21 protein-coding genes, 1 tRNA gene and 1 riboswitch are annotated in these 21,504 nt (G+C 50.6%); of the genes, 7 read left to right on the top strand and 15 right to left on the bottom strand.

Annotated features, from left to right (window positions below; all coding sequences use genetic code 11):
- Nucleotides 1–61: 61 nt before the first annotated feature.
- The 11 genes from rpmA to FMR86_RS01325 form a co-directional block, all read right to left on the bottom strand.
- Complete coding sequence (rpmA, locus tag FMR86_RS01375; RefSeq protein WP_163349276.1) at nt 62–331, bottom strand: 50S ribosomal protein L27; 270 nt, start codon at nt 329–331, stop codon at nt 62–64.
- Between the two features lie 33 nt (nt 332–364).
- Nucleotides 365–676, bottom strand: a complete 312-nt coding sequence (rplU, locus tag FMR86_RS01370; RefSeq protein WP_163349275.1) for a 50S ribosomal protein L21 — start codon at nt 674–676, stop codon at nt 365–367.
- A gap of 69 nt (nt 677–745) precedes the next feature.
- Entirely contained in the window at nt 746–3,832 is a 3,087-nt protein-coding gene (locus FMR86_RS01365) for a DUF5714 domain-containing protein (protein WP_163349274.1), read from the bottom strand.
- A gap of 74 nt (nt 3,833–3,906) precedes the next feature.
- Nucleotides 3,907–4,650: a ComF family protein gene (locus FMR86_RS01360; protein ID WP_163349273.1), complete on the bottom strand. Its 744-nt coding sequence runs from the start codon at nt 4,648–4,650 to the stop codon at nt 3,907–3,909.
- A gap of 12 nt (nt 4,651–4,662) precedes the next feature.
- Complete coding sequence (locus FMR86_RS01355; RefSeq protein ID WP_163349272.1) at nt 4,663–5,037, bottom strand: response regulator; 375 nt, start codon at nt 5,035–5,037, stop codon at nt 4,663–4,665.
- Nucleotides 5,027–5,635, bottom strand: a complete 609-nt coding sequence (locus tag FMR86_RS01350; RefSeq protein ID WP_163349271.1) for a flavodoxin family protein — start codon at nt 5,633–5,635, stop codon at nt 5,027–5,029. Before FMR86_RS01350 ends, FMR86_RS01355 begins: the two co-directional genes overlap by 11 nt.
- 20 nt (nt 5,636–5,655) lie before the next feature.
- Entirely contained in the window at nt 5,656–5,850 is a 195-nt protein-coding gene (locus tag FMR86_RS01345; protein ID WP_163349270.1) for a hypothetical protein, read from the bottom strand.
- 124 nt (nt 5,851–5,974) lie between these two features.
- Nucleotides 5,975–6,601, bottom strand: a complete 627-nt coding sequence (locus tag FMR86_RS01340; protein ID WP_163349269.1) for an MBL fold metallo-hydrolase — start codon at nt 6,599–6,601, stop codon at nt 5,975–5,977.
- Nucleotides 6,601–7,119, bottom strand: coding sequence for a nitroreductase (locus FMR86_RS01335; protein ID WP_163349268.1), 519 nt, complete (start codon nt 7,117–7,119; stop codon nt 6,601–6,603). Before FMR86_RS01335 ends, FMR86_RS01340 begins: the two co-directional genes overlap by 1 nt.
- A 12-nt stretch (nt 7,120–7,131) precedes the next feature.
- A complete protein-coding gene (locus tag FMR86_RS01330) occupies nt 7,132–7,722 on the bottom strand; it encodes a hypothetical protein (protein ID WP_163349267.1) in 591 nt (196 codons plus the stop codon).
- A 139-nt stretch (nt 7,723–7,861) separates the two neighbouring features.
- Nucleotides 7,862–8,134: a hypothetical protein gene (locus FMR86_RS01325; protein ID WP_163349266.1), complete on the bottom strand. Its 273-nt coding sequence runs from the start codon at nt 8,132–8,134 to the stop codon at nt 7,862–7,864.
- 177 nt (nt 8,135–8,311) lie between these two features.
- Nucleotides 8,312–8,411, bottom strand: a riboswitch (SAM riboswitch).
- Nucleotides 8,412–8,605: 194 nt separating this feature from the next.
- Here FMR86_RS01325 and FMR86_RS01320 point away from each other — a divergent pair.
- Nucleotides 8,606–9,214, top strand: coding sequence for a hypothetical protein (locus FMR86_RS01320; RefSeq protein ID WP_163349265.1), 609 nt, complete (start codon nt 8,606–8,608; stop codon nt 9,212–9,214).
- Nucleotides 9,215–9,219: 5 nt separating this feature from the next.
- On the opposite strand, the gene FMR86_RS01315 is transcribed toward FMR86_RS01320, so the two are convergent.
- The 3 genes from FMR86_RS01315 to FMR86_RS01305 are packed head-to-tail and all read right to left on the bottom strand — an operon-like array spanning nt 9,220 to nt 12,629.
- Nucleotides 9,220–10,779, bottom strand: coding sequence for an AAA family ATPase (locus FMR86_RS01315; RefSeq protein WP_163349264.1), 1,560 nt, complete (start codon nt 10,777–10,779; stop codon nt 9,220–9,222).
- A 12-nt stretch (nt 10,780–10,791) separates the two neighbouring features.
- Nucleotides 10,792–11,637, bottom strand: coding sequence for an ABC transporter permease (locus FMR86_RS01310; RefSeq protein ID WP_163349263.1), 846 nt, complete (start codon nt 11,635–11,637; stop codon nt 10,792–10,794).
- Nucleotides 11,637–12,629: an ABC transporter permease gene (locus FMR86_RS01305; protein ID WP_163349262.1), complete on the bottom strand. Its 993-nt coding sequence runs from the start codon at nt 12,627–12,629 to the stop codon at nt 11,637–11,639. The genes FMR86_RS01310 and FMR86_RS01305 overlap by 1 nt, the downstream gene beginning before the upstream one ends.
- Before the next feature lie 248 nt (nt 12,630–12,877).
- Here FMR86_RS01305 and FMR86_RS01300 point away from each other — a divergent pair.
- From FMR86_RS01300 to FMR86_RS01290, 3 genes are all read left to right on the top strand, one after another.
- Nucleotides 12,878–12,953 (top strand) — tRNA-Ala (locus tag FMR86_RS01300).
- A 440-nt stretch (nt 12,954–13,393) separates the two neighbouring features.
- A complete protein-coding gene (locus tag FMR86_RS01295; RefSeq protein WP_163349261.1) occupies nt 13,394–15,658 on the top strand; it encodes an SUMF1/EgtB/PvdO family nonheme iron enzyme in 2,265 nt (754 codons plus the stop codon).
- A gap of 741 nt (nt 15,659–16,399) precedes the next feature.
- Nucleotides 16,400–16,636 (top strand): hypothetical protein, encoded by a 237-nt coding sequence (locus FMR86_RS01290; protein WP_163349260.1) that lies wholly within the window; start codon nt 16,400–16,402, stop codon nt 16,634–16,636.
- Nucleotides 16,637–16,667: 31 nt separating this feature from the next.
- Here FMR86_RS01290 and FMR86_RS01285 read toward each other — a convergent pair whose 3' ends face one another.
- Complete coding sequence (locus FMR86_RS01285) at nt 16,668–17,930, bottom strand: EAL and HDOD domain-containing protein (RefSeq protein WP_163349259.1); 1,263 nt, start codon at nt 17,928–17,930, stop codon at nt 16,668–16,670.
- Nucleotides 17,931–18,063: 133 nt separating this feature from the next.
- On the opposite strand from FMR86_RS01285, the gene FMR86_RS01280 reads away from it, so the two are divergent.
- The 3 genes from FMR86_RS01280 (at nt 18,064) to FMR86_RS01270 (ending at nt 21,378) form a co-directional block, all read left to right on the top strand.
- Nucleotides 18,064–18,996 carry a permease gene (locus FMR86_RS01280; protein WP_163349258.1) on the top strand — a complete coding sequence of 311 codons (933 nt, stop codon included), beginning with the start codon at nt 18,064–18,066 and terminating at the stop codon, nt 18,994–18,996.
- 1 nt (nt 18,997) lies between these two features.
- Nucleotides 18,998–19,762, top strand: a complete 765-nt coding sequence (locus tag FMR86_RS01275) for a hypothetical protein (RefSeq protein WP_163349257.1) — start codon at nt 18,998–19,000, stop codon at nt 19,760–19,762.
- 140 nt (nt 19,763–19,902) lie between these two features.
- Nucleotides 19,903–21,378 carry an adenylate/guanylate cyclase domain-containing protein gene (locus FMR86_RS01270; protein ID WP_203544744.1) on the top strand — a complete coding sequence of 492 codons (1,476 nt, stop codon included), beginning with the start codon at nt 19,903–19,905 and terminating at the stop codon, nt 21,376–21,378.
- Nucleotides 21,379–21,504: the final 126 nt, after the last annotated feature.

Genomic DNA, 21,504 nt, shown 5'->3' with positions numbered 1-21,504 from the left:
AAAGGCAGGGGACGCATAGTTTAATGCGACCCCTGCCTGAAAAAGTGCTTTCGCCTGATTTCTAGGCTTCTGCAGGAACGATGTGTACTCTGGTTTTTACGCGGTTTTTGCGAATGTACTTTTCGTACTTCACAACACCGTCAACCAGTGCAAACAGGGTCCAGTCTTTACCGGTGCCTACGTTTGTACCTGCGTGGACTTTACTACCAACCTGGCGAACGAGAATGTTGCCAGCCAGTACTTCCTGACCACCGAAACGTTTAACACCACGTCTTTGGGCATTACTATCGCGACCGTTCTTCGAGCTACCGCCCGCTTTCTTATGAGCCATTATTAGCCTCCTTAGTAGGTTCTGTCGTCAAGCTTAAGCCTGAATGGCTTCCACTTTGATTCTGGTGTAGTCCTGACGATGACCCTGTTTGGTCTGAGAGTCTTTCCTGCGTCTTTTCTTGAAAACAACGATCTTTTTATCACGACCGTGTTCTACGATGGAGCAGGAAACCTTTGCACCTTCAACATAAGGTGCACCGATTTTAACGTCTTCGCCCTGACCAATAAGAAGAATTTTATCCAGATCGACTTTTGTGCCTGCTTCAGCGTCCATTTTCTGGACATTGAGTTCCAGACCTTCTTCAACGCGGAACTGCTTGCCGCCAGTCTCAATTATTGCATACATTTTTTACTTACCTCCGTCACGTAAGAGAGGGGAAGATATTCGTATCTAGGTGGAAAAGTCAAGTACGAATTAAACTTTTTTTTCAGAATCTGCTATCGACCCCAGAAGTTGTATCACGGGAGGTTGATTACCCTTACTGTTTCGTATTACCGGGCAATTTCGTCCCATGCACTCTTTATTAGTTTTCATTTGATCACACAGTATATGCGCATCCGCCTTTAACCGCAAGCCCAGAACCTCTTCGGATACCTGAGCAGCGGCCTTCAGGGCCAGCCAGCAGTCACGCTGGCAGCAACGGGCGGCTTCTATGTCTGCAATTAATTTAAGGGCTGCGAGGGTCCCTTTCTGGGCAATGGAGCGTTCGCACGCTGTTAACGGGGTTGCTTCCAGTATTGCACTCATGGCCGCACCTACGCCGATGGCTGCTCCGCAGACTCCCATGAATCCGCAGAAACCTCCAGCGACTTTCGCGCCGCGCGATATTGCCGTATCTATGACCCTGTCGTCAATACCCCCGCCGCAATTTCTGTAAGCAGCGGTAATTACACCCGGAACAAGGGCATGATGCTCCGGTCCGTGCATGGGGATGGCCGGATGGTTGCGGGCTTTCTGCATCAGTTCAATTAAATCTGTCTCTGTGCTGGCTTTCAGCAGATGGGGCAACACGGCCATGCCGTCTTCGCTGTGGCATTTATCGCAGACAAAATGTCCGTCCACACAATGTCCGTTGGCCTCATGGGTTTCACCGCAGAAAGCGCAGGTCATTTCCCGGTATTCGGTCAGGTATTCCAGCTGTGCCCCGCAGACCATGCATCCTTCCATGCTTTTCAGGGAAACGTGGCCGTGTGCGGGCTGCTTTTCCGGTTCCGGCTTGTCAAAGGAGTCCGGGGTGGGGCAGCAGCAGGATTCGCCGATGAAAATATTATCCACCGCACCCTCATTATTTATAATGAACAGCTGTTCGCCGAGCAGGTTGGCTTCCTGCTGGGGCAGTTCGGTCACGGTTCCGGGAATGAGGATATTGCCGCCGGGGGTGACGGCAGTCTTCAGCGGTCCGCGGTAAACGGCCTTTACTGTTTCGGACTCCATGGGCTTGCGGGCGGAGAAGGTCAGCGAGAAGAACTGGTGTCCGCCCACAGTGCGGTAGGGGAACCGTTTGATCATGATCAGGGATTCGAATCCCGCTTCCTCCAGCAGGCCGCAGAGGTTTTTCTGGGTCTGGGCTCCGGCGATGCATTCTCCGTGCAGGGTGTCGTCATTGCGGATCTCCGGGCCGGGTTCAGTCTCGCAGACCACATCGGAGATGGTCAGCCTGCCTCCGGGGGCCAGCACCCGGAACATTTCAGCAAAGGTGCGCCGCTTGTCCGTGGAGAGGTTGAGTACGCAGTTGGAGAGCAGCAGGTCGGCTGCGTCATCATCAAGGGGCAGGATCTCAAGGTAGCCCTTGCGGAAATCCATGTTGTCGTAGCCGAGCTTTGCGGCAACTGCGGATTGCCCTTCGCGGGCATGGTTCAGCATGGGATCGAGCATGTCGATTCCGGTTACTTTGCCCTCCGGTCCGGTCATTTTAGAAGCAATGAAACATTCAATACCGCGCCCGCTGCCGAGATCGATCACATGTTCACCTTCGGTAATTTCTGCATCCATGATCGGGGAGCCGCATCCGTAGCCCCGGAAGCGGTATCTTTCAGGAATGTGATCCATGAGCGCAGGGTCGTAGCAGGCCGGGTTGAGGATATCTTCTTTGGCTGTATCTGCCGCTTCAGTGTAGAAATCTTTGACCACCGCAAGGCTGTTGTTCCCGGCCACGGCCAGCAGACAGTTGGTGTGGGTCAGGGCCACTGCGCCGTGTCCGGAGCAGCGGTCCAGCCTGTCGCCCATTTTCAGCAACAGCTTCGGGGTGTCGTGCGGCTGCGACTGGGCAGCCTTGCGGGAAATCAGTTCAAGGGCCAGCTTTTCGTAAAGTTCGCTGTACGGATCATCGCCGATGAAGCTTTTCCTGTGCATGTAGCTGTGGTCGGTGTCACCGCCGCCAAGCAGCAGTTTGAATGGTGTCGGGAGGTCTTTCCCACTGCTCTTGCGCAGTTCGTCAAGTGCGCTGCTTTCTTTCCATGCCTGTTCTAAATCATCATTAATACAGGTGGCTAGCTTGTCGATGCCCACAGTGGCGGCGGAAGGGTAAAGATTCTCATCCGGTCCGACAGCCAGAGATTCCCACCCGGCGGTTGACCCGTCGTGCACAGTGCCGCAGGGGGCAAAAATCATACTTTTGACCGCTTCCACGTTATCGATGGTCACCCCGGTGCGTTCGCCTGCTTCCCATGCTTCCAGCAGGTGCGGGTATATCTTTTCCGGTTTGACGAACTGTTTGGGTTCTCCACGCCCGCGCACGAAATACCACATGAAATGAACGTTGGAAGCTCCGGTTCTGGCGGCGAATTCCACCACGTCCTGCATTTCTTTCACATTGTCCCTGGTCACGCACATGGAGAGGGTGAAGGGAATACCTGCATCTGAAAGCCAATTGAGGGATTTTTCAAGAGCCGCAAACATGCCCTTGCCGCGCAGCTTGTCGTGGGTCTTGCCGATGCCGTCCACGCTGATCTGCAAGTGCAGACGGTTGAAATCATAACTGTGTTTGGAAAAGAATTTTTCCACGGACAGTCCGTTGGTCAGCACGGCCACGTGACTGGATTCAATCTCCAGCATGCGGGTCAGGATTTCACCCAGCCCCTTGTGGACCAGTGGCTCTCCTCCGGTAAGGGCAAACATTTTACAGCCCAGTTTTTCCGCCTGATCGGTCAGTTCCAGCACTCGCTCGGTAGGCAATTCCCGTTTGGCCTGCGGGGAGGAGGAGAACAGGCAGTGAGAGCAGGACATATTACAGTTGTCCGTGATGTGAAACCATAGCTCGCGCAGGGTGTCGGTTTGCAGCAGTTCATATCTTCCGGGATAGGTGGTTTCAACCGCATCGGGTAAGCGCATGAGGAAACGTTTATCGTCAACTGAAAGTTCTTTGCCGGGGGTCTGCTGAAGACTGTCCAGCAGGGCATCGCCGGAAGGGGTGGGAACAAACCAGTCCGGGGATTCCGGTCGTATATAAACAGGAGTTTGGTCGTGGGTAATGCGGGTCCACTCTGAGATATTAAAGGACAATTCCGGTCTCCTTGGAAGAAAATATGTATTTGGAAAATTTTGGGTAAAAAATAAGATTTACCTATAAGTGCCGTTTAGATCAAGGCCCGCGAAAGGGTCATGACTTCCACCCGCGCGGCTCCTGCTTCAAGCAGGGTGCGTGCGCATTCATCCACTGTTGATCCGGTGGTGTACACGTCATCCACGAGCAGGATGTTATTGTCGGCCACAAGGGCGGGGTCGGCAATGAACGCGCTGTGAAGGTTCTTGCGCCTGTCCGCTCCGCTCAGTCTGGTCTGGGGGATGGTCTTTCGTCTACGGAGCAGGGCTTTGTCAGAAAGTTTTGTCATGAAGGCAGTACTTGCCCCCTGCGCAAGAATCAGGGACTGGTTGAAACCGCGTTCACGCAGTCTGGAAGGATGCAGGGGAACGGGAATAATCAGTTGCGGGCGGTTTGTGTCCGGTATGGTCTCGCAAAGGTTGCCGATAAATTGCTGGAACGGTGCATTGAAGCCGTACTGGTTGTTGAATTTCCAGCTGAGGATCATTTCACGCAGCAGCCCTTCATGCAGTCCGTAGAAATAAAGTCTGCTGAAATTGCGCGGCACAGTCTGGCAGGATATACAGGGCAGTTCTGCCGCATCCGGAGAGTTCAGTTCTTCGCCACAGATTATGCAGACATTTTCAGGTCTTGCTGCCATGCCGGCTGAGCATTCTGCGCACAGTCCTTTGCCGTAATGAATTTTCAGGCAGGCCGGACAACGTCTTTCGCGCAGCCCGTTTTTCAAACTTTTCAGTACACCTGAGGGTGAGAAAAAATGGATAAATCGTGAGAACATGATAGCTCAGGATCAGCTGAATTTTTCCACCAGCCGGAAGACATCTTCTTTCACGATCGGCTTGGGCAGGACGCTGTTGTACCCGGAATCAATGCAGCTTTGCAGCAGGTCCGGGTCGTCTGCGGTGGTCACGGCTATTATGGGAAGCTTGAGACCTTGTTTGCGTATTTTTTTTACCACTTCCCGGCCATCCTTTTCTGGCATGTGCACGTCCACAAAGGCCAGATCAAAGGATTCTTCATTGAGCATCCGCAGGGCCTCCTGTCCATTTTCAGCAAATTGCGGACTGATGCCCAGCTTGCCGAGATAGGTCTTGATGACCAGTCGCATGGGCGGTGAATCTTCCGCCACCAGCACCTTCAGTCCTGAGAAATTGTCAGCTCCCATTTTCTACCATCCTTTTCCATGCCTGTTCGCCCGCGTCCAGCAGGACCGCACACTTTTCGCCGTCTTTTTGTAAATCCTGCGGTTCGTCTATGGACCGGAAGGTTATCGCCGGTTGTAATTCCGTCTTGAAGAACCTGAGGAAGAATTTGAGCGAAAGTTCTGCTCCTTCGAACAGTTTCTCGCCTTTGGGTCTTCCGGCCACAAGGCATCCGTAGGCCGGGCGAATTTCCAGCCCGGAGAAGATATCGGAATTGCCTGTTGCAGCTTCAAACGCCCATTGTCCCCGGTCAATAAATGTCTTCAGCCGGGAGGGCAGATGGTAGAAGTATATGGGAGAGGAGAAAAAAGTGAAAGGGGCTTCGATGATTTTATCATACAATTCCTGCGCCCCGTCTTTATCGGCAAAGATGCAGCGGTTATTTTCCGCTGTACGGCATTTCAGGCAGCCGATGCAGTGCTTAAAATCCATATCGCCGAGGGTGATGATTTCCGCGTCACCACCGGCTTTGCGGATGCCCTGCAGAAAGAGATCGGCAGCAAGGTCGCTGTTGCCTTTACGGTGATGGCTGCATTTGAATAAAACCGGAAGCTGTTTCATTTTAATCGGACTGTTTTTTATCAGCTTTTGGGGGGGCGTGGAATTTTGCTCTGAAAGACCGCGCGCACGTGGTCTTCCTCTTCAAATATTTCAAGATCCCATTCGGGCAGGATTTCCAGCTGATGGCGCAGCTGGGCTTCCGTGCCTTTATCCACAAGGGCGGTTATTACATCGGTCCGCGCAAAACGGAGGTACCAACCTACCTCCAGTCCCACGCCTCAGCACTTGTTGCGGGCATCAACGATTTTTTGCTCGCTCATTACCTTCTCCCTGACTGCTTTTAAGTTCCCATAAAAAAAGGGCGTCAAATTCATATAGCTGAATTTGACGCCCGTTGCACTAAATATGAACGCCGCTGAAATACGGATTATGGTTCATTTCATCGCCTACGGATGTGGAGGGGCCGTGCCCGGCAAAGAGTTCTGTCTCAGCAGGCAGGGTGAAGATTTTTTCTTTTACTGAATTAAGCAGCTGTTCGGTATCGCCGTAGGGAAAATCAGTCCTGCCGATGGAGCGGCGGAAAATTAGATCACCCACGATGGCCGCCTTCAGGGCCGGGAAGTGAAAGGTCAGACTGCCCGGAGTGTGACCGGGAGTGGAGTAAATTTTACATTCCAGTCCGATAAGCTCAGTGTCGCCCTCGCCGATGTGTTCGCTCTCAAAAGAGGGGACTTCCGGAAAACCCATCAGTCCGCCGCGCCCGACCTGAGTGTCCATGAGCACGAGGTCGTCATTGGAGGCGTAAATCTGTTTTCCGGTGGCATCGGCCAGCGCGCGGTTGCCGAGGATATGGTCGAAATGCAGGTGGGTGTTCAGGATGCGTTCCACCTCAATGCCGGTTTTTTTCAGATAGGAAAGCACCGGGGTTGGATCGCCGCCCGGATCAATTACCAGTGCCTTGTTGTCGTTGGTAATTACAAAACAGTTGGTCTCAAGGGGACCGAGGGGAAAAATCTTGATTTCCATTAAAAATCCTCCAGCATATATTCTGATAATTCGTTTCGTTTTGAGCTGCCTTTCTGGTCCGGGTGACCAAGCGCGATGACAGCCTGAAGTTCATATTTTTCAGTGGACAAGCCCAGCACTTCCAGCACTGCAGCCTGATCATTAATGATCTGGCCCAGCCAGACCGTGCCCAGTCCGAGGGAATGCGCGGCCAGCATCATATTCTGGGTACAGGCTCCGGCACCCTGATGGTCCTTCATTTCACTGTACATGGCCTGCTTATCCAGAAAGACGCAGATCAGCAGCTTGGCCGCTTTAACGATGTGTCCGTACTTGGTGCATTCCGCAAGAGGCTCAACCCGTGCGTCATGGTCATGGATGACCAGAAAACGGTATGGCTGGTTGTTCAAGCCGCTGGGTGTCCAGCGTCCGGCCTCCAGAATGGCGGTCAGGTCTTTGCGTGAAACAGGATCATCGGTAAACTTTCTGATGGAACGGCGTTCATAAATAGCATCGAGAACCGGATTTGTTTTGCTCATGTTAATCCTGTTTTAGAAAGGCACACCACGGAAAATATTGAACCTGTTAACTGCGCCGTCAAATTCTTTTGGGTTCAGTTCATTGTTCAGGTCATGGTCGAAATCCTTGAAATTGGCCTTCAGCTGGATAGCTTCAGCTTCTTTCTCATCGATCTTGCCGTCTTTATTGGTGTCGGCTTTTTCAAAGGAAGGGATAGGCTGCCTGATTTCATACTCATCAACGATGGCGCACCTGATGTGCCTTCCGTCCGTATCAAGGGTTACATCAATGAAAGTGCCGGGATCGATGTAAAGCTTGGTGCAGGTGTCCCCGGAATAAAGGTCTTTGCCGTTCGACGCTTCAAGGGCCAGTTTGACTTTGGCTTTGCCGCCTTTTTTGTCAAAGCAGTCCTTGTTGTAAAGGGAGTTGCAGGTGCAGTCGGCAATAGTTTTGGGCTTGATGCGGCCGAATTTGTAGTCATTGGACTTGCCCCAGACCCTGATTACACTGTCGGTGTGGTTGATGACGGTGAAAATTTTTTCTTCCGCCGCTGCGGATGTGGCAGTCATTGCCAGCAGGGCGGCGGGCAGGATTGCTTTTTTCAGAAAGCCTTTGATGGTCATGTGTTTTCCCCCGGATTGTGATGTTGCCCTTTTTTAAGCGTTAGAGCGGTTAATTGCAAGGGTATATGAAGGATACAAGAAAAGCCCTCCGGAGTTTACTCCAGAGGGCTTGGCGAAACACTGGGTATGTTCTGAGAAATTAAACCAGTTTACCGAAGGACAGGATGATGTTCTTGCGGTAGGTACGGTTTTTCCAGACTGCTTCTGCGCCGTCTTCGTCAATCTCACGGCTCAGAATTCTGCGCAGTTCTTCTTTCTGGGTGTTGCCCAGATGTAGTTCGCTGATGTCTCCCAGCAGGGACAGCGGGTCGCTGTAGTCAGCGGGAAAAGGTTCGTTTTCACTGTCTCTGCAGAAGAAGCAGATTGTTCCGGAATGGAAGTTTCCTGTAGCTCTTTTTACGATGTCGGTCATTGGTTGGTCTCCGTGCATTTTAGCGGAATTAATTTTTAAGGTGGGAGCGCAAGTATCGATAAATCCTCCCACCGGATTTCCCGGTCGAAACTGCTGACGCCGTTCGGCCGGTTTTCCAGAAACGAAAAAAGGCATTCCCAATCGGAAATGCCTTTAAGAAATTCAATGTCTTAATCCCTCTCATGGGTCCCCGAACGGGAAGGCATTGGCACCTTGCTGACAAGCAGGTTGCCGGATGGTCAACGGGCCGATTCCCCTCGCATCCTCTTCATGAGTAAATATTTTCGCTTCAAAGAACGTAGATGCAGAATATTCAGATGGTGGTGGCGCGTCAACTACTTTTTTTCGGATGAAGTAAAAGCAGCCCAAAAAAGATCATTGTTTGCAACAAAGATATATTGAATGTATTCATACTGGAAACAGTGGAGAAGGTTGAATCTAAGTGCGATGATCAAAAAAAAGAGGTGGGATATGTTGAAAAAAACAGCTCTGTTATTAGGCCTTTCGTTCATACTCATGACACATCCTGCTTCGGCGGCGGACAAATTTCAGGCTGAGGAATATTTTCATTCCCCGTGGCTGGGGCTTTCTTTTTTTCAGGACGGGCAAAAAGTGGACATGGTTTCTGTTGATCCCCAGAGAAAAGAATATGACCGGATCAGGGTCAAACTTGACGCAAAGCCTTTTGAAATTCAGGTGCCCATAAGGTCGAATAATGACAGGGTGCGGATTTGTGTCTGGAATAGTGATGAAATTTTTAATGAAATAGCGATTAAAACACCCGTGGACGGAGGTTCTGTATTCGGCCACGGGCAGGCCCTGCCGGGGCCGGTATTTTCCCCGCCGGAGCTTTTTATTACAAACAGCAAGCATAATCTGTATTCAAACTGGCGGCTGACCAGATATTCCCGGTTCTACACCAGAATCCCTGTTTCCATGTTTTCATACCCGCAGGACAAAGGGAAGCGGTATCATATCTCCAAGCAGGACGGCCCGATGTACATGGTTGTTTTCATGAACCTTGATATGGACGGACTTGTGGAACGTGAGGAGCTGGAGTTTTTTATTTTGGATTTTTAGGGGGCCTACTCCTCCCCGGCCATCCGCGCCAATTCAGTCTCAACCTCAATGCTACCCAACTGGCGGCAGGTAGTAAAAGTTTCCTTGTTGACCACTCCTTTGTGGATCAGGAAATGACGTTCGGCAAGCTTGGCAAGCTGCGGCCAGTGGGTGATTACGATGAGCTGTTGGCGGTCGGCGAGTTCCTGCATTTTTTCACCGACCCGGTTCAGGGTGTGGCCGCCGATGCCGGAATCCACTTCATCGAAGATCAGGGTCGGTTTTTCGGATTCGCCCTGCAGTCCGGTGATTGCCAGCAGGAAGCGGGAAAGTTCACCGCCGGATGCGATTTTGTCCAGCGGCTGGGCGGCCTGACCGGGGTTGGGAATCCACATCAAGCGGCCGCGCATTTCGTTTAAGCCCGGATAAAGCTCATGGGGCTGGAATTCAAACTGGACCTGCACATGCTCGGAAAAGCCCAGACCCTTAAGCTCTGCAACCACGCGGTCAGTGAGCTTTTTGGCAGCGACTTCACGGGCCGAACCCAGTTTGTCGAGGGCCGTGGAAAGCTGCTCCACCAGTTCTTTTTCTTTTTTTTCAATCTGGGCAAGCTCAAGGGCGCATGAATCGAGGAAGTCGAGGTTTTCCTGAATTTCCTGTTGCAGGTCCACAATTTGGTCAAGGGTGCGGCCCAGTTTGCGTTTTAGTTTGGAAAGATCGTAGAGCCGCGATTCAATGTCATCTATGGATTCCCCGGAATCAAAATCGAGCGGCTGGGCGCGAAGTTTTCCGGCCAGTTCGTCCAAGAAATGTTTGAACTCAATGACCGTTTCCCGGTCCTGTCCGTATTCCGGGAAAAGCTCACAGATGCGTTCCATTTCCGCGCCGAGGGCTGATACCCCGCCTGCCACATCCAGCGGACCGCGCATGATGTCCATGGCGTTCTGGATGCATTTTCCCGCATCCTCCTGAGCGCGCAGGGTGTTTTTCTTTTCCAGCAATTCGTCTTCTTCACCGGGGTAGGGGGCAACTTTTTCAATTTCAGTGTGTTGAAATTCCAGAAAATCTTTTTTCTCCAGCAGGGAGGCGGAACGTTCTTTCAGCTCTTCCTTCTGGGTTAACAAATTGCGCAGTGCGGTCAGGATAGCGTCTTTCTTTTCGGGCAGAGAGGTATCGGCAAGAAAAGTGTCCAGCATGCGGCATTGGTAAGCGGGCTGGAGCAGTTTCTGCTGGGCGTGCTGGCTGGTGTGCAGAATCATGGACGCGCCCATGTCGCGGATGGTGGTCTGCGAACTGAGCTTGTCGTTGACATAAACCCGGCTGCGGCCCGTTTCAGCTGAGAGCACCCGGCGGACAATGGATTCCGTGCCGTCGGGATGGATGAACAGGGCTTCCACAAAAGCCTGCTCCTTGCCGGGGCGAACCATGTCCGGGCGCATTTTCTGCCCGGTCAGGAAGTCTATGGCCCGCAGGATGAATGATTTACCGGCTCCGGTTTCCCCGGTGAGCACGTTCATGCCTGCGGAGAATTCAATTTCAGCATCTTCAATGAGCGCGAGGTCGCGTATTCTGAGCAGTTCCAGCATTTATATTACCATTTATTGTTTGAGTCTGGGGTCGAGGATGTCACGCAGGGCTTCGCCGAGCAGGTTGTAGCCGAGCACGGTCAGCAGGATGGCCATGCCGGGGAAAATTGACAGCCACGGGGCGATTTCCAGTACTTCCTTGCCGTCCATGAGCAGGTTGCCCCATGAAGGGTCGGGAGGCTGCACACCTAAACCGAGGAAGCTGAGCGAGGATTCCACAAGGATTGCCCCGGCCACGCCCAGTGTTGCCGAAACCAGCACCGGGGTGATGGCGTTGGGCAGGATGTGGGTCAGCATGATGCGGATCGGTCCGGCCCCGGCCAGCCGGGAGGCCTGTACAAAGTCCCGCTTGCGCAGGGACAGGGTTTCCGCGCGGACCAGCCTTGCCACGCCCATCCATGAAGTAAATCCGATGACGATCATGATGTTGGTCAGTCCCGGCTCAAGAAAGGCGATGACCGCAAGGATCAGGAAAAATGAGGGGAAGCAGAGCATTACGTCCACCCCGCGCATGATGATTTCATCCACCAGTCCGCCGAAATATCCGGCCGCCAGTCCCAGTGCCAGCCCGATAGCCGTGGATATTCCCACCGCCACAAAGCCGACCCAGAGCGAGACCCGGCCTCCGTAAAGCATGCGTGCAAACACATCCCGCCCCAATGCGTCGGTGCCGAAGAGATGGGTCGCGCTCGGTCCCTGCAGCAGATGGTCCACGTTGAGCGCGTTGGGGTCATAAGGTGTCAGCAGGGGAGCGAAGACGGCTGCCAGCGAGACTGTTCCCACGAGGAAAAGACCAAGGTAGAGCAGCCCGTATTTCTGAAATTTAGAGGGCGGGGTGAGCGGTTTTTTATTACCCATCAGTCCTGACCTCCTGCGCGGATGCGTGGATCGGCCAGTCCGTAGGCCATATCGGCCAGCAGGTTGCCCGCAAGGGTCAGCATGGCACCGAGCACCAGCGAGCCCATGATCAGCGAATAGTCGCGGGCCATGACCGCCCCGTAGAAAAGCTGCCCCAGGCCGGGCAGGGCGAAGATGGATTCAATGATCACACTGCCGCCGATTAGTCCGGGAATGGACAGGCCGAGGATGGTGATCACCGGGAGTAAACCGTTGCGCAGCGCGTGTTTGAAAAGCACCTTGCGCATGGGCAGTCCCTTGGCCTTGGCGGTAGTGATGTAGTCCTGCCGCAGCACTTCCAGCATGGAGGAGCGCATGAATCGGGACATGCCCGCAAGGCTTCCGAATGTATATATAAATATGGGCAGGGCCAGATGGCGGGCCAGATCAACAAATTTTCCCCACGGGGAAAGCAGTTCGTAATCAAGGGAGGTCAGCCCCGAAATTGGAAAGACCGGATAGTAAATGCCCAGCCAGAGCATGAGCAGCAGGGCCAGCCAGAAACCCGGCACTGCAAAGCCGATGAAGACCAGTACGGTCATGGAGCGGTCAAACCAGCCGTCCTGCTTCCACGCCGAATACATGCCGATGGGTACGGCGATCAACAAGGTGAGGAAAAGGGAAGCCATATTCATGCCGAAGGTGAGCGGCAGCCGTTCCTTAATGCGGTCCCAGACCGGGCGGCGGTCCCCGGACATGGACATGCCGAAGTCGAATTTTACCAGCCGGGTAACCCAGTTGATGTATTGCTCGTGTATGGGTTTATCCAGCCCGTACAGTTTTTCCAGCTTCTGGCGGGTTTCGATTGTGGCTGTGGGGTTCAGGGTGGTTTCCATATCTGTAGGTGAGCCGGGCGCAAGGTGGATAACCCAGAAGCTGATCACCGTGATACCGATGAAAATCACAGAAACCCATGCGAATTTGGAAAGAATTTTAAAGGCAATGTCCAGCATGGTACCTCATTTAAAAATAGCAGGTTAGACAGCATCGATTTGCAGGCAGGATACTGCAAGTCGGCGTATGAAGCAATAGTTTGTGTTTATAAAAAGTAAACTTTGTTGTGCTTTGTTTACTGCTGTAGCATGAGGGTCAGTTTAACCGAAGCGTGCGGGTTGGGAAATCGATTTATGCTAAAATAATTGAAAAAGAGTGTTGACAGCTGGGCCATATTTTCATAAACACTTCCTCACCCAACACGAGTGGGGCTGTAGCTCAGTTGGGAGAGCGCTTGAATGGCATTCAAGAGGCCAGGAGTTCAATTCTCCTCAGCTCCACCAGATATTTCAAGGACTTACAATGAAAATTGTAGGTCCTTTTTTCGTTTTTACGGCAATTTTTACGTACAAATGGGGGTCTACAGGTTCTACACCAAAGAAAGGGGCGCAAGCTCGATTGATCAAATTTTTGATTTTATCCTACAGGTCTTCACGTAAAGCATATCTTCTTTGCATTGCAAACTTCCTGACAGAAGATGCAGTAAATTGAAGGCTAATTGTCGACAGTCCCAAAGTAGCAATGTCTAATTTTTTAGAAAAAAGTTAATAAAGTAATTGAAGGTTGGGTGCGTGATAGTTTAATAGGTCTAGGCTATAGGGTTCAGGGTGAACTGGTGGCATGTAGAGGTGTTTATTTTAAATTGTCTACGCTTGTTCATGGTGTGTTTACATCTGAAGTTCGTATGAAGCGTGCGAGAATATTGCTATCCAAGGGTAACGTTATGAATAAAACTATTCTTTTGGTTCTGGTGGGGTGTCTTGTTTTAAGCGGGTGTAGCCTTTCTAATTTATCCTTTACTCAAACCGGAGACAAAACACGTAAAAGCAGTGTGGTCAGAAGCGATGTTACCAGAAGAGACTTATGCCAAGAAGTAAAGCGTGGCGACTATAGCTACAAAGTATCCAAAGATGGCTATAGTAAAATTGAAGCTGTTTTATTTGACGAGAGCATTCAGCCTGCTGTGATCATCCCAAAGCTTATTGAGCACGGCAACGATATCAATGCCGGTAATGAAAACGGCGACACTGTGCTTCATCTTCTTGCCCGTAAAACCGATAGTGACAGGATAAGAAGTTTGATTAAGATTTGCTTGGATAACGGTGCTGATTTAACCATAAAAAACAACAAGGGAAGATCCCCTCTTACTGAAGCTTTTTATAGTGCGCATGACAACTCGCCTTTGAAGTTTCTCGCTGATTCCACTTTTCCCTATCCTCAGGCTGAAATTGACAGGCTTATGTATGAATACGTGCAGGAGGATTATACCCTTGATAGAATTATTCGCCAAGAGATAGTGCCAAGCCAGGCAGTCTTGGACGAAGCTATTCGGCTCAAGAGTGACCGGAGTGCTCATTCGATTATAGCCAACACGGATTTAATGGTTTCCAAAGAAGACTTGGCTGCGTTGTATCGGCGGGAACTCAAAGGTGGCTATGGTTCTGCTTATTATGATGTGTTTGTCCAAAGAGGTGTTGATATTAATGCAGTGATGACTGACAGGCGTCTTCAACTTCACCAGTTAGTGAAGCGTGGCGACTATCCAACAATTGAAAATCTGCTGAAAGCTGGGGCAAACCCCAGAGTGAAGAATCAACAACAGCAGTATCCGATTGAACTGGTTCCTGAAAGTGCGGCCAAATATTATTTGCCTCTGGCAAGAGCTGTGAACGATTTTGAGGGGTATGAATTGGCATTTAAGATAACCGGCGATAAGCAGGACTTTGTCGGGATGCAAAAGCATGCACGTACAAAAAAGCAAAAAGAGATTCTTGAAATGTATGCGTTGGATATTCTTAAGGACAAAAGCAAGGCCTGCAGCATAAGCTTGTCCGTAAAATCCGGAGAGACATCCAATAGAGAAGAACAAGGTTTTTTTAGTAAAAAAGATAGGATCGTCAAGGACTACAGTCTTGAATATAAGGTTCGAGAGAATAAAAAGCTGGGGCTGAAATACGGCCCATACAGAGTGACGCTTGATCTCGCAATAGAATGGGAAGAAACTTGCGGAAGAAGAAGTGAGGTTCTGGGAGACAATGATGGCGTCATCAAGAAGCAACGTTCTTCAAAAACTGTTGCCGTGGATATGAAGGGACTTAACAGCTTGCAGTCTGGAAAAGCGTCGTTTTCGGTGCAACAGTCATCTGTTTCTGTGGGAGCTTTAGGTGGTTCGACACAGTGCGTGATGTCCACAAACCCTGTGGGCCGGGCTGTGGTCACCAAGATTGAAGCTATTTCCCCGGATTTGGTACGTCGCTACAATTCCATGAAATATCTTAGGACGTCCGAAGATACTTCTGTGGTAAAAGATAAAACGACCGGCATGCAGTTCGTAAGAGTTCCTGGCGGATGCTACATGATGGGGGATGGAAAAAAAGAAAAACAGCCGGTACACAAGGTCTGCCTTGATGAGTTTTGGATAGGTAAATATGAAGTTACACAGGCGGAATGGGAAAAGGTTATGGGTAATAATCCATCCATAAGCCGAGGAACAACGAAGCCAGTTAATAATGTTAGCTGGGAAGACATTAAGTCATACATCAGAAAGCTCAATGCAAAAGGAAAGACGCAGTATCGATTGCCCACCGAAGCAGAGTGGGAATATGCTGCCCGCAGCGGAGGAAAACAGGAGCGATACGCAGGTGGTTCTGATTGTGAGCGACTGGCATGGTATGGCGGCAATTCCGAAGGACAAGTTTACACAGTTGGAATCAAAGAGCCTAATGGGCTTGGCATTTATGACATGTCCGGCAATGTCGGGGAATATTGTGAGGATATTTATGCTGAATGGGCCTATGGTAAGCATGAACTCAATAATCCTATCTACTTAGGTAAAGGCGATTTGACTGGCGATTATCATGCCTTGCGCGGCGGTAGTTCGTACTATGGAGCCTGGGATTTAAGAACCACTTCTCGGGCTTTAGGCAAGGATGGTGGCGAATACACCGGCTTTCGTCTTGTGCGGATCAGCCCAAAGGAGCTTCAGTAAATGTCGATACCCGTTCGGCTTCTGCCAGTGAACCACTTGTTAAAGATAGTTTTTTGTTTATTGTTGATAGCGTCAGACGCTTATGCGTTTGACTTTGACAAACTCACTTCTGGTGAGAATAAGTCCGGGGTGTCCACGAAAACTCGAGGCCAAATCGAAGAAGCATATGACAACTATTCAGACAATGTTCGTAAAGTGAGTAATGAACATCAGGTGGCAAGTAAATGTGCGCAGCGTTTTAAGAAAACCAGAGGTTTTTGTGAGGCAACCGACAGCGACAATGGTGGGCTTTTGACCCGATCTGACCGAGAGCGCTGCATGGATTATGTCTATGAGGCAGAGGCGGCCTGCTGTGAGGGGAAATACACGAAAGCTGAAAACCGGAGGTGCATGGCAAATTGTTCTGTGCTTCGAGATGACAACGGCGGGTTTCTCAGTTTGTCGAGTCGGGAACGGTGTATTGAATTTTGCCGCTCCAAGTATTGATTTGGTGTAAAAAAAATTGGTCAACCAAGTGCCTTTAACATAGCTCCAACATTACCGGGTCTACTCCAAACAAAGGCCCGCAAGCCCGATTGATCAAACTCAAATCGCTAAGTTTTTAGTGTAAGAAAGTGAATAAAATCATATGATTTCAATTCCTGATTTTTCCTGCTAGTATGCCTGAAAAGACATGATATTTTGCCTGAAGTACATATTGAGGCGATAGTTCACGTAACCGCAAACTAATCAGGACAGCAAATGAGCAAAGAACAGGAACAACTCGAAAGCATCTACATCGGTTATCATCCCCGTTCGAATGATGGCAGTTCCCCGGAATCACGCACACTGGATGAATCCATTCCGCTGATGGAAGCATACAACAAAAAGCAGGATGCGGCTGATTATAGGGCCGAAGTTGTTGAAATCGCTTTCACGGATCTTTACGCTGTTGCCGTTGTAGAAACAGCAAGGAACAGAGTCTGGCAATATCTCTAGTCTTATTTCCAGTTCTGGATATGTAATTGTTTTATTTTGTTTTATTGTCGGAGAGGATTTCATGCGCCCATTTGCCTGCTTCGGCATAGGCTTTTGCTGCGTCAGTCTCGGAGATGGAGTATTGCTGTAAAAATACTGCAACTGAGTCCCATTGGCCTGCTTCTACGGATTTCACCAAGGATAACAGGCTGCTGAAAGGGGTTTTCTCCCCGCAAAGGGTCTCGGTCAGTGACTTTTCCAGCGGAAGGTGTCCGGCCACCTCATCCATGGGCGATCCCAGCAGCCCGTCCAGATTGGAAAAAAGTCCCAGCAGAAAAAGGGATTCCCCCTCAAATTTATCGTCGGCTATGGAGTCGGTTATCAGCTCCATGAATTTTCCCCGCCGGGCCGATTGATAGACCAGTTCCATACTGCGGTCTTCCCGACTGGTGTCGGAAAGCATGGTGATCATCAGCCATTGCTTAAGCGGCTTCAGCCCAAGAAGCGAGACCGCATGGCCCAGTGAGCGTATTTCTGAGAGGCGCGCAACAGCTGATGCATAGCGAAGCAGCCTGTGACTGAGTCCCACATCGCGGGAAAGGGTCTCGGCTACTTCGTTCACTTCATAATCCGGGGAAGCCAGTTTCTCCATGAGTTGGAACTGGGTCAGCATGCTGCTGCTGATCTTGCGTCCTTTAATCAGTTCCGGTTTTGCAAAGTAATATCCTTGAAAGTAGGAATAATCCAACGACACCGCCAGATCGTACATCCCCCTGTTCTCGACTTTTTCAGCCAGCAGTTCGCAGTCATATTTGGTCAGGCTGCGGCTTAATTTTTCGACTGCACTGAGACTCATGCCCAGCATGTCTACTTTTACAATGTCAGCAAGTTTCAGCAGCGGCTCCATTCCGGGCTGGCCGATATAATCATCCACGGCGATTGAGTATCCGGCTTTTTTTAGCTCCTTTACTGCTGAAATTATCTCAGGGGTGATGCCTACATCTTCAAGTATTTCTGGGATGCATATTTCAGGCGGCAGTACAGTGGCTGATTCTACAAGAAGCATGTGCCGTGAAAAGTTTATAAGTATTTTTTTTGAGTCGGAAATTGAGTTGAGCGCAAGTGAAAGACCGTCCGAGATAACCCGCGAGGTAGCGGTGCTCGGAGAGCTGCCGTCCATGCAGACGTTGGCACTGGCCCGGTAAAGCAGCTCGTAACCCCAGATGTCGCCTTGGCGGTTGAATATGGGCTGGCGGGCAACAAATATCGGCAGGTATGATGTTGCTTCATTCTGTGGCTGGGAAGAGGGAGTCATGTCTGGATATCCATAGTTGTTTTGAATTCAGAGCGAAAAAGTAGGCTAAATCTACGCTCCATTGTCGAGGCTGTCCAGTTAAACAGGGGATAGCTCCTTTCTATCTATCTTTTTTTTTAGTACCACATCTGTCATGCAGGATATTTCAATTTTCGCCATGGCCGCCACCTCCATTTTTATTGAGGCCGCGCCTTTTTTACTTCTGGGATCATTTATCGGAGCCGTTATCGAGGTTCTGGTTTCCGAGGAAACGCTTTTGCGTTTTGTTCCTTCCAACCGTGCCGGGCAGGTTGCGGCGGGGCTTTTTGCCGGTATGCTGCTGCCCACCTGTGAGTGCGGCATTGTTCCGGTTGCCAAACGGCTGCTGCTGAAAAACGTTCCGCCAAGGTCGGCGATTCCGTACATGATGGCTGCTCCGGTGGTGAATCCTGTTGTTCTCGGTTCTACGCTTTTTGCTTTTCAGGGCGATTACACTGTTGTGGCTTTGCGGGTGCTCATGGTCATTGTTCCGGCCACGATACTGGGCTTTGTGCTTGGGGACGCCTCACCGCGGGATGTACTCAAACCCCAGCCCATCAATCTCCAGCGGCTCGGCGAATTGGAGGAAAAGCATTCGCATGATCACGGGCACGGCTGCGGCTGCGGTTGCGGTGCCACGGATGACAATAAATTCAAGGCGGTGATTTACCACACCGGAGCCGAATTTATGTCCATGGGCCGCTTTCTGATTTTCGGGGCCATTGTTGCTGCGGGCTTCAAGACTTTTCTGCCCCCTGAAATTCTGGATATGTTCACGGCCCATGGCTGGCTGGCCATTACCGGACTGATGGTCCTCGCCATTCTGCTTTCCATCTGTTCCGAGGCAGATGCTTTTGTGGCTGCGTCTTTTGTCTCCTTTCCGGTCACCGCTAAAGTGGCTTTCATGGCCATCGGTCCCATGGTGGATTTAAAGCTTATTCCCATGTTTTTTGCTGTATTCAGTAAGCGGGTCGCCGGGGCCCTTGTGGTGGTACCCACTGTCATTGTCTACGCCATGGCACTCATAATGAATCTGGGAGGGCAGTAATATGGCCGGTTTATTGCGTTTTCTGGAATCATTATTGTTAGTGGGTACAGGTACCTTCATGGTCGTCCTGTCCTGTTCCTCTTATTACTGGCAGTTTCTTAACCCCAAATATTCCTGGCTCACTTTTGTGACCGGGGTTGTGCTCTCGGTTGTCGGCGGTGTCTGTCTGTTCAATTGGGAAAGACAGCGTAAGATAAGTGAATTGTTGGGGATCGTTGTGTTTTTAGGGCTTGCTTACACTGCTGTAGTATCCTTCGAATATATGGGTGAAGATGATTACGGGCTGGCGGAATCCGGGGGACTGACCGGGGAATTTCATGCCGAAATTAAGCCCGCTGTAGATTACGGCGGAGTGGAGTATACGAAGATCAATTTGGCAGAGATGCTTGCTGTTGAGGAGTTCGTTTCTGCCGGGGATGCTTATGCCGTACAGGGGCTGGTTCTGCGTACTCCGGAACTGGACCGGGCCGGATTCATCGGAGTGGGGCGGCTTTTTATAACCTGCTGTTTTGCGGATTCCACAGCCGTTGTCTGTCTGGTGAAAGTGGACACCCCTGATCAATTTAAGGAAGGAGCATGGGTGAGGGTGCTGGGAACGCTGGAAAAGGGTGTTCCTGCGCTTGAGAAGAGCCTGACTATTAAAGGCGCACTCAATGCGGTCCGCAGTGATACATTCGTATTGAAGGCCGTTGAAGTAGAAGAGCACCCCGTGGAAGGGATGCCCTTTATTTTTGACGTGAAGACAGAGCCGCCTTTTGAATATTAGGGGAGGGCGGTTTGAATTTTTACAGGGGTATTATTGGCCCGGCTGGGTATGCTGCATGGCAGACTGTAATATTTTTGTTTTAATCTCTTCTGCAGTTGGTTAATAATGGTTTAAAGAGCTGTTGAAAAAGGAGATGCGGCGTGCAAAAACATAACCGCCCGGTTGTTTTTATCGTAAACAATGTAAAGCCCGAAATGGATTTTTTCGCGCAGATTCTGCGTGAAGATTATACCTTGCTGATGGCCATGAATATTTCCCATGTCTTTGATGTGGCCGCCCGTGAACAGCCGGATTTAATCCTTCTTGATGCCGATCAGAAGGAGATGAAAAGTTGTGATATCTGCAAAAAACTTAAGGATAACGAATCCACCGCTCATATCCCGGTGGTTCTTCTCACCGCCAGCAGGGACCCTGAAGATGAGTTGCGCTGGTTCGAGTCCGGGGCCATGGATTTTATACGCCGTCCCTTAAGCCCTCCCATGGTGCTGCGCCGCATTGCTTCTTCATTGATTCAGAAGGAGCAGACCGAAAGACTGGCCGGGCTTTCCGATAAGCTGGGCCGTTATCTTTCCCCGCAGGTTTACGAATCTATTTTTTACGGCAAGCAGGATTCCCTGATCGGGGCCAAACGTAAAAAGCTGACCATTTTCTTTTCCGATATCATCGGCTTTACCTCCACTACCGAGCGTATGGAACCGGAGGATATGACTGTCCTCCTGAATAATTATCTCGACCGCATGTCTTCCATTGCCATCAAGCACGGGGGGACCATTGATAAATTCATCGGCGATGCAGTGCTTATTTTTTTCGGCGACCCTGTCTCGCAGGGATACAAAGAAGATGCCGTGGCCTGCGTGAATATGGCAATCGAGATGCGCGAAGCCCTGAAGGAAATGCAGCAGCAGTGGTTTGAGCTTGGGATAGCGTCACCGTTCAAGGTCCGCATGGGTATTAATACCGGATTCTGCACAGTGGGTAATTTCGGCTCAAAACAGTTGATGGATTATACCATCATCGGCGGACAGGTGAATGTTGCCGCCCGGCTGGAGCAGAATGCGCCCCCGGATCAGATTCTGATCTCCCACGAAACATGGGCACTGGTGAAAGATGAGTTCCGCTGTCTTGGGCGGGCACCTATTCTGGTCAAGGGCATTCAGCATTCCATCCGCACTTATCAGGTCATAGGTAAAGGGAACAAGACGGAACTGGATTTACCGGGGTCACTTGGGGAAATGGTCTGGCCCGCGCAGTCTATTTCTATTGACAGCACGGTCTCGGATGCCCTGATACGGTTACGCGAAAGCGGGGAATGGGCCTGTCTTGTGGTGCTGGACGGACTCTCTCCGGTGGGCATGGTTACAAAGGGCCGCATGGATGAGATTGTGCGCCATGAAACGGACAAGGCTCTTTTTATGGATCGTCCTGTGGCAGTAATTATGGATAAGGAATTGCTTGTGCTCCCGGCGGAATCCGATCTGGATGAGGTGGCAAATAGTGCTCTTTCCCGTGAGGGAAGCTATACTTTTGATCCCATCGCTGTAACCAGAAACGGTGAATTTGCCGGACTGGTTTCTGTGCGCTGTCTTATGCAGAGGATTGTAAATCCCAGTCTTTAAAAGGTGTTTTTTCTGGCTCCTGAATATCAGCCAAAAGTATGATGTGTAATTCGGTATTGTGTTGAATTATCGCTGCACATAATTTGTTGCTTTGCATAAAAGAGCTGGGGCCGTCGGGCGGTCCGG

Origin of the sequence: Desulfovibrio sp. JC010 (genome assembly GCF_010470675.1) — a bacterium.
Taxonomy (GTDB): Bacteria; Desulfobacterota; Desulfovibrionia; order Desulfovibrionales; family Desulfovibrionaceae; genus Maridesulfovibrio.
This window is presented reverse-complemented; position numbering and strand designations above follow the sequence as displayed.

Coding starts and splice junctions, on each gene's coding strand:
- rpmA (WP_163349276.1), bottom strand. CDS start 331: ATGGCTCATAAGAAAGCGGGCGGTAGCTCGAAGAACGGTCGCGATAGT.
- rplU (WP_163349275.1), bottom strand. CDS start 676: ATGTATGCAATAATTGAGACTGGCGGCAAGCAGTTCCGCGTTGAAGAA.
- FMR86_RS01360 (WP_163349273.1), bottom strand. CDS start 4,650: ATGTTCTCACGATTTATCCATTTTTTCTCACCCTCAGGTGTACTGAAA.
- FMR86_RS01355 (WP_163349272.1), bottom strand. CDS start 5,037: ATGGGAGCTGACAATTTCTCAGGACTGAAGGTGCTGGTGGCGGAAGAT.
- FMR86_RS01350 (WP_163349271.1), bottom strand. CDS start 5,635: ATGAAACAGCTTCCGGTTTTATTCAAATGCAGCCATCACCGTAAAGGC.
- FMR86_RS01340 (WP_163349269.1), bottom strand. CDS start 6,601: ATGGAAATCAAGATTTTTCCCCTCGGTCCCCTTGAGACCAACTGTTTT.
- FMR86_RS01335 (WP_163349268.1), bottom strand. CDS start 7,119: ATGAGCAAAACAAATCCGGTTCTCGATGCTATTTATGAACGCCGTTCC.
- FMR86_RS01330 (WP_163349267.1), bottom strand. CDS start 7,722: ATGACCATCAAAGGCTTTCTGAAAAAAGCAATCCTGCCCGCCGCCCTG.
- FMR86_RS01325 (WP_163349266.1), bottom strand. CDS start 8,134: ATGACCGACATCGTAAAAAGAGCTACAGGAAACTTCCATTCCGGAACA.
- FMR86_RS01320 (WP_163349265.1), top strand. CDS start 8,606: ATGTTGAAAAAAACAGCTCTGTTATTAGGCCTTTCGTTCATACTCATG.
- FMR86_RS01315 (WP_163349264.1), bottom strand. CDS start 10,779: ATGCTGGAACTGCTCAGAATACGCGACCTCGCGCTCATTGAAGATGCT.
- FMR86_RS01310 (WP_163349263.1), bottom strand. CDS start 11,637: ATGGGTAATAAAAAACCGCTCACCCCGCCCTCTAAATTTCAGAAATAC.
- FMR86_RS01305 (WP_163349262.1), bottom strand. CDS start 12,629: ATGCTGGACATTGCCTTTAAAATTCTTTCCAAATTCGCATGGGTTTCT.
- FMR86_RS01295 (WP_163349261.1), top strand. CDS start 13,394: ATGAATAAAACTATTCTTTTGGTTCTGGTGGGGTGTCTTGTTTTAAGC.
- FMR86_RS01290 (WP_163349260.1), top strand. CDS start 16,400: ATGAGCAAAGAACAGGAACAACTCGAAAGCATCTACATCGGTTATCAT.
- FMR86_RS01285 (WP_163349259.1), bottom strand. CDS start 17,930: ATGACTCCCTCTTCCCAGCCACAGAATGAAGCAACATCATACCTGCCG.
- FMR86_RS01280 (WP_163349258.1), top strand. CDS start 18,064: ATGCAGGATATTTCAATTTTCGCCATGGCCGCCACCTCCATTTTTATT.
- FMR86_RS01275 (WP_163349257.1), top strand. CDS start 18,998: ATGGCCGGTTTATTGCGTTTTCTGGAATCATTATTGTTAGTGGGTACA.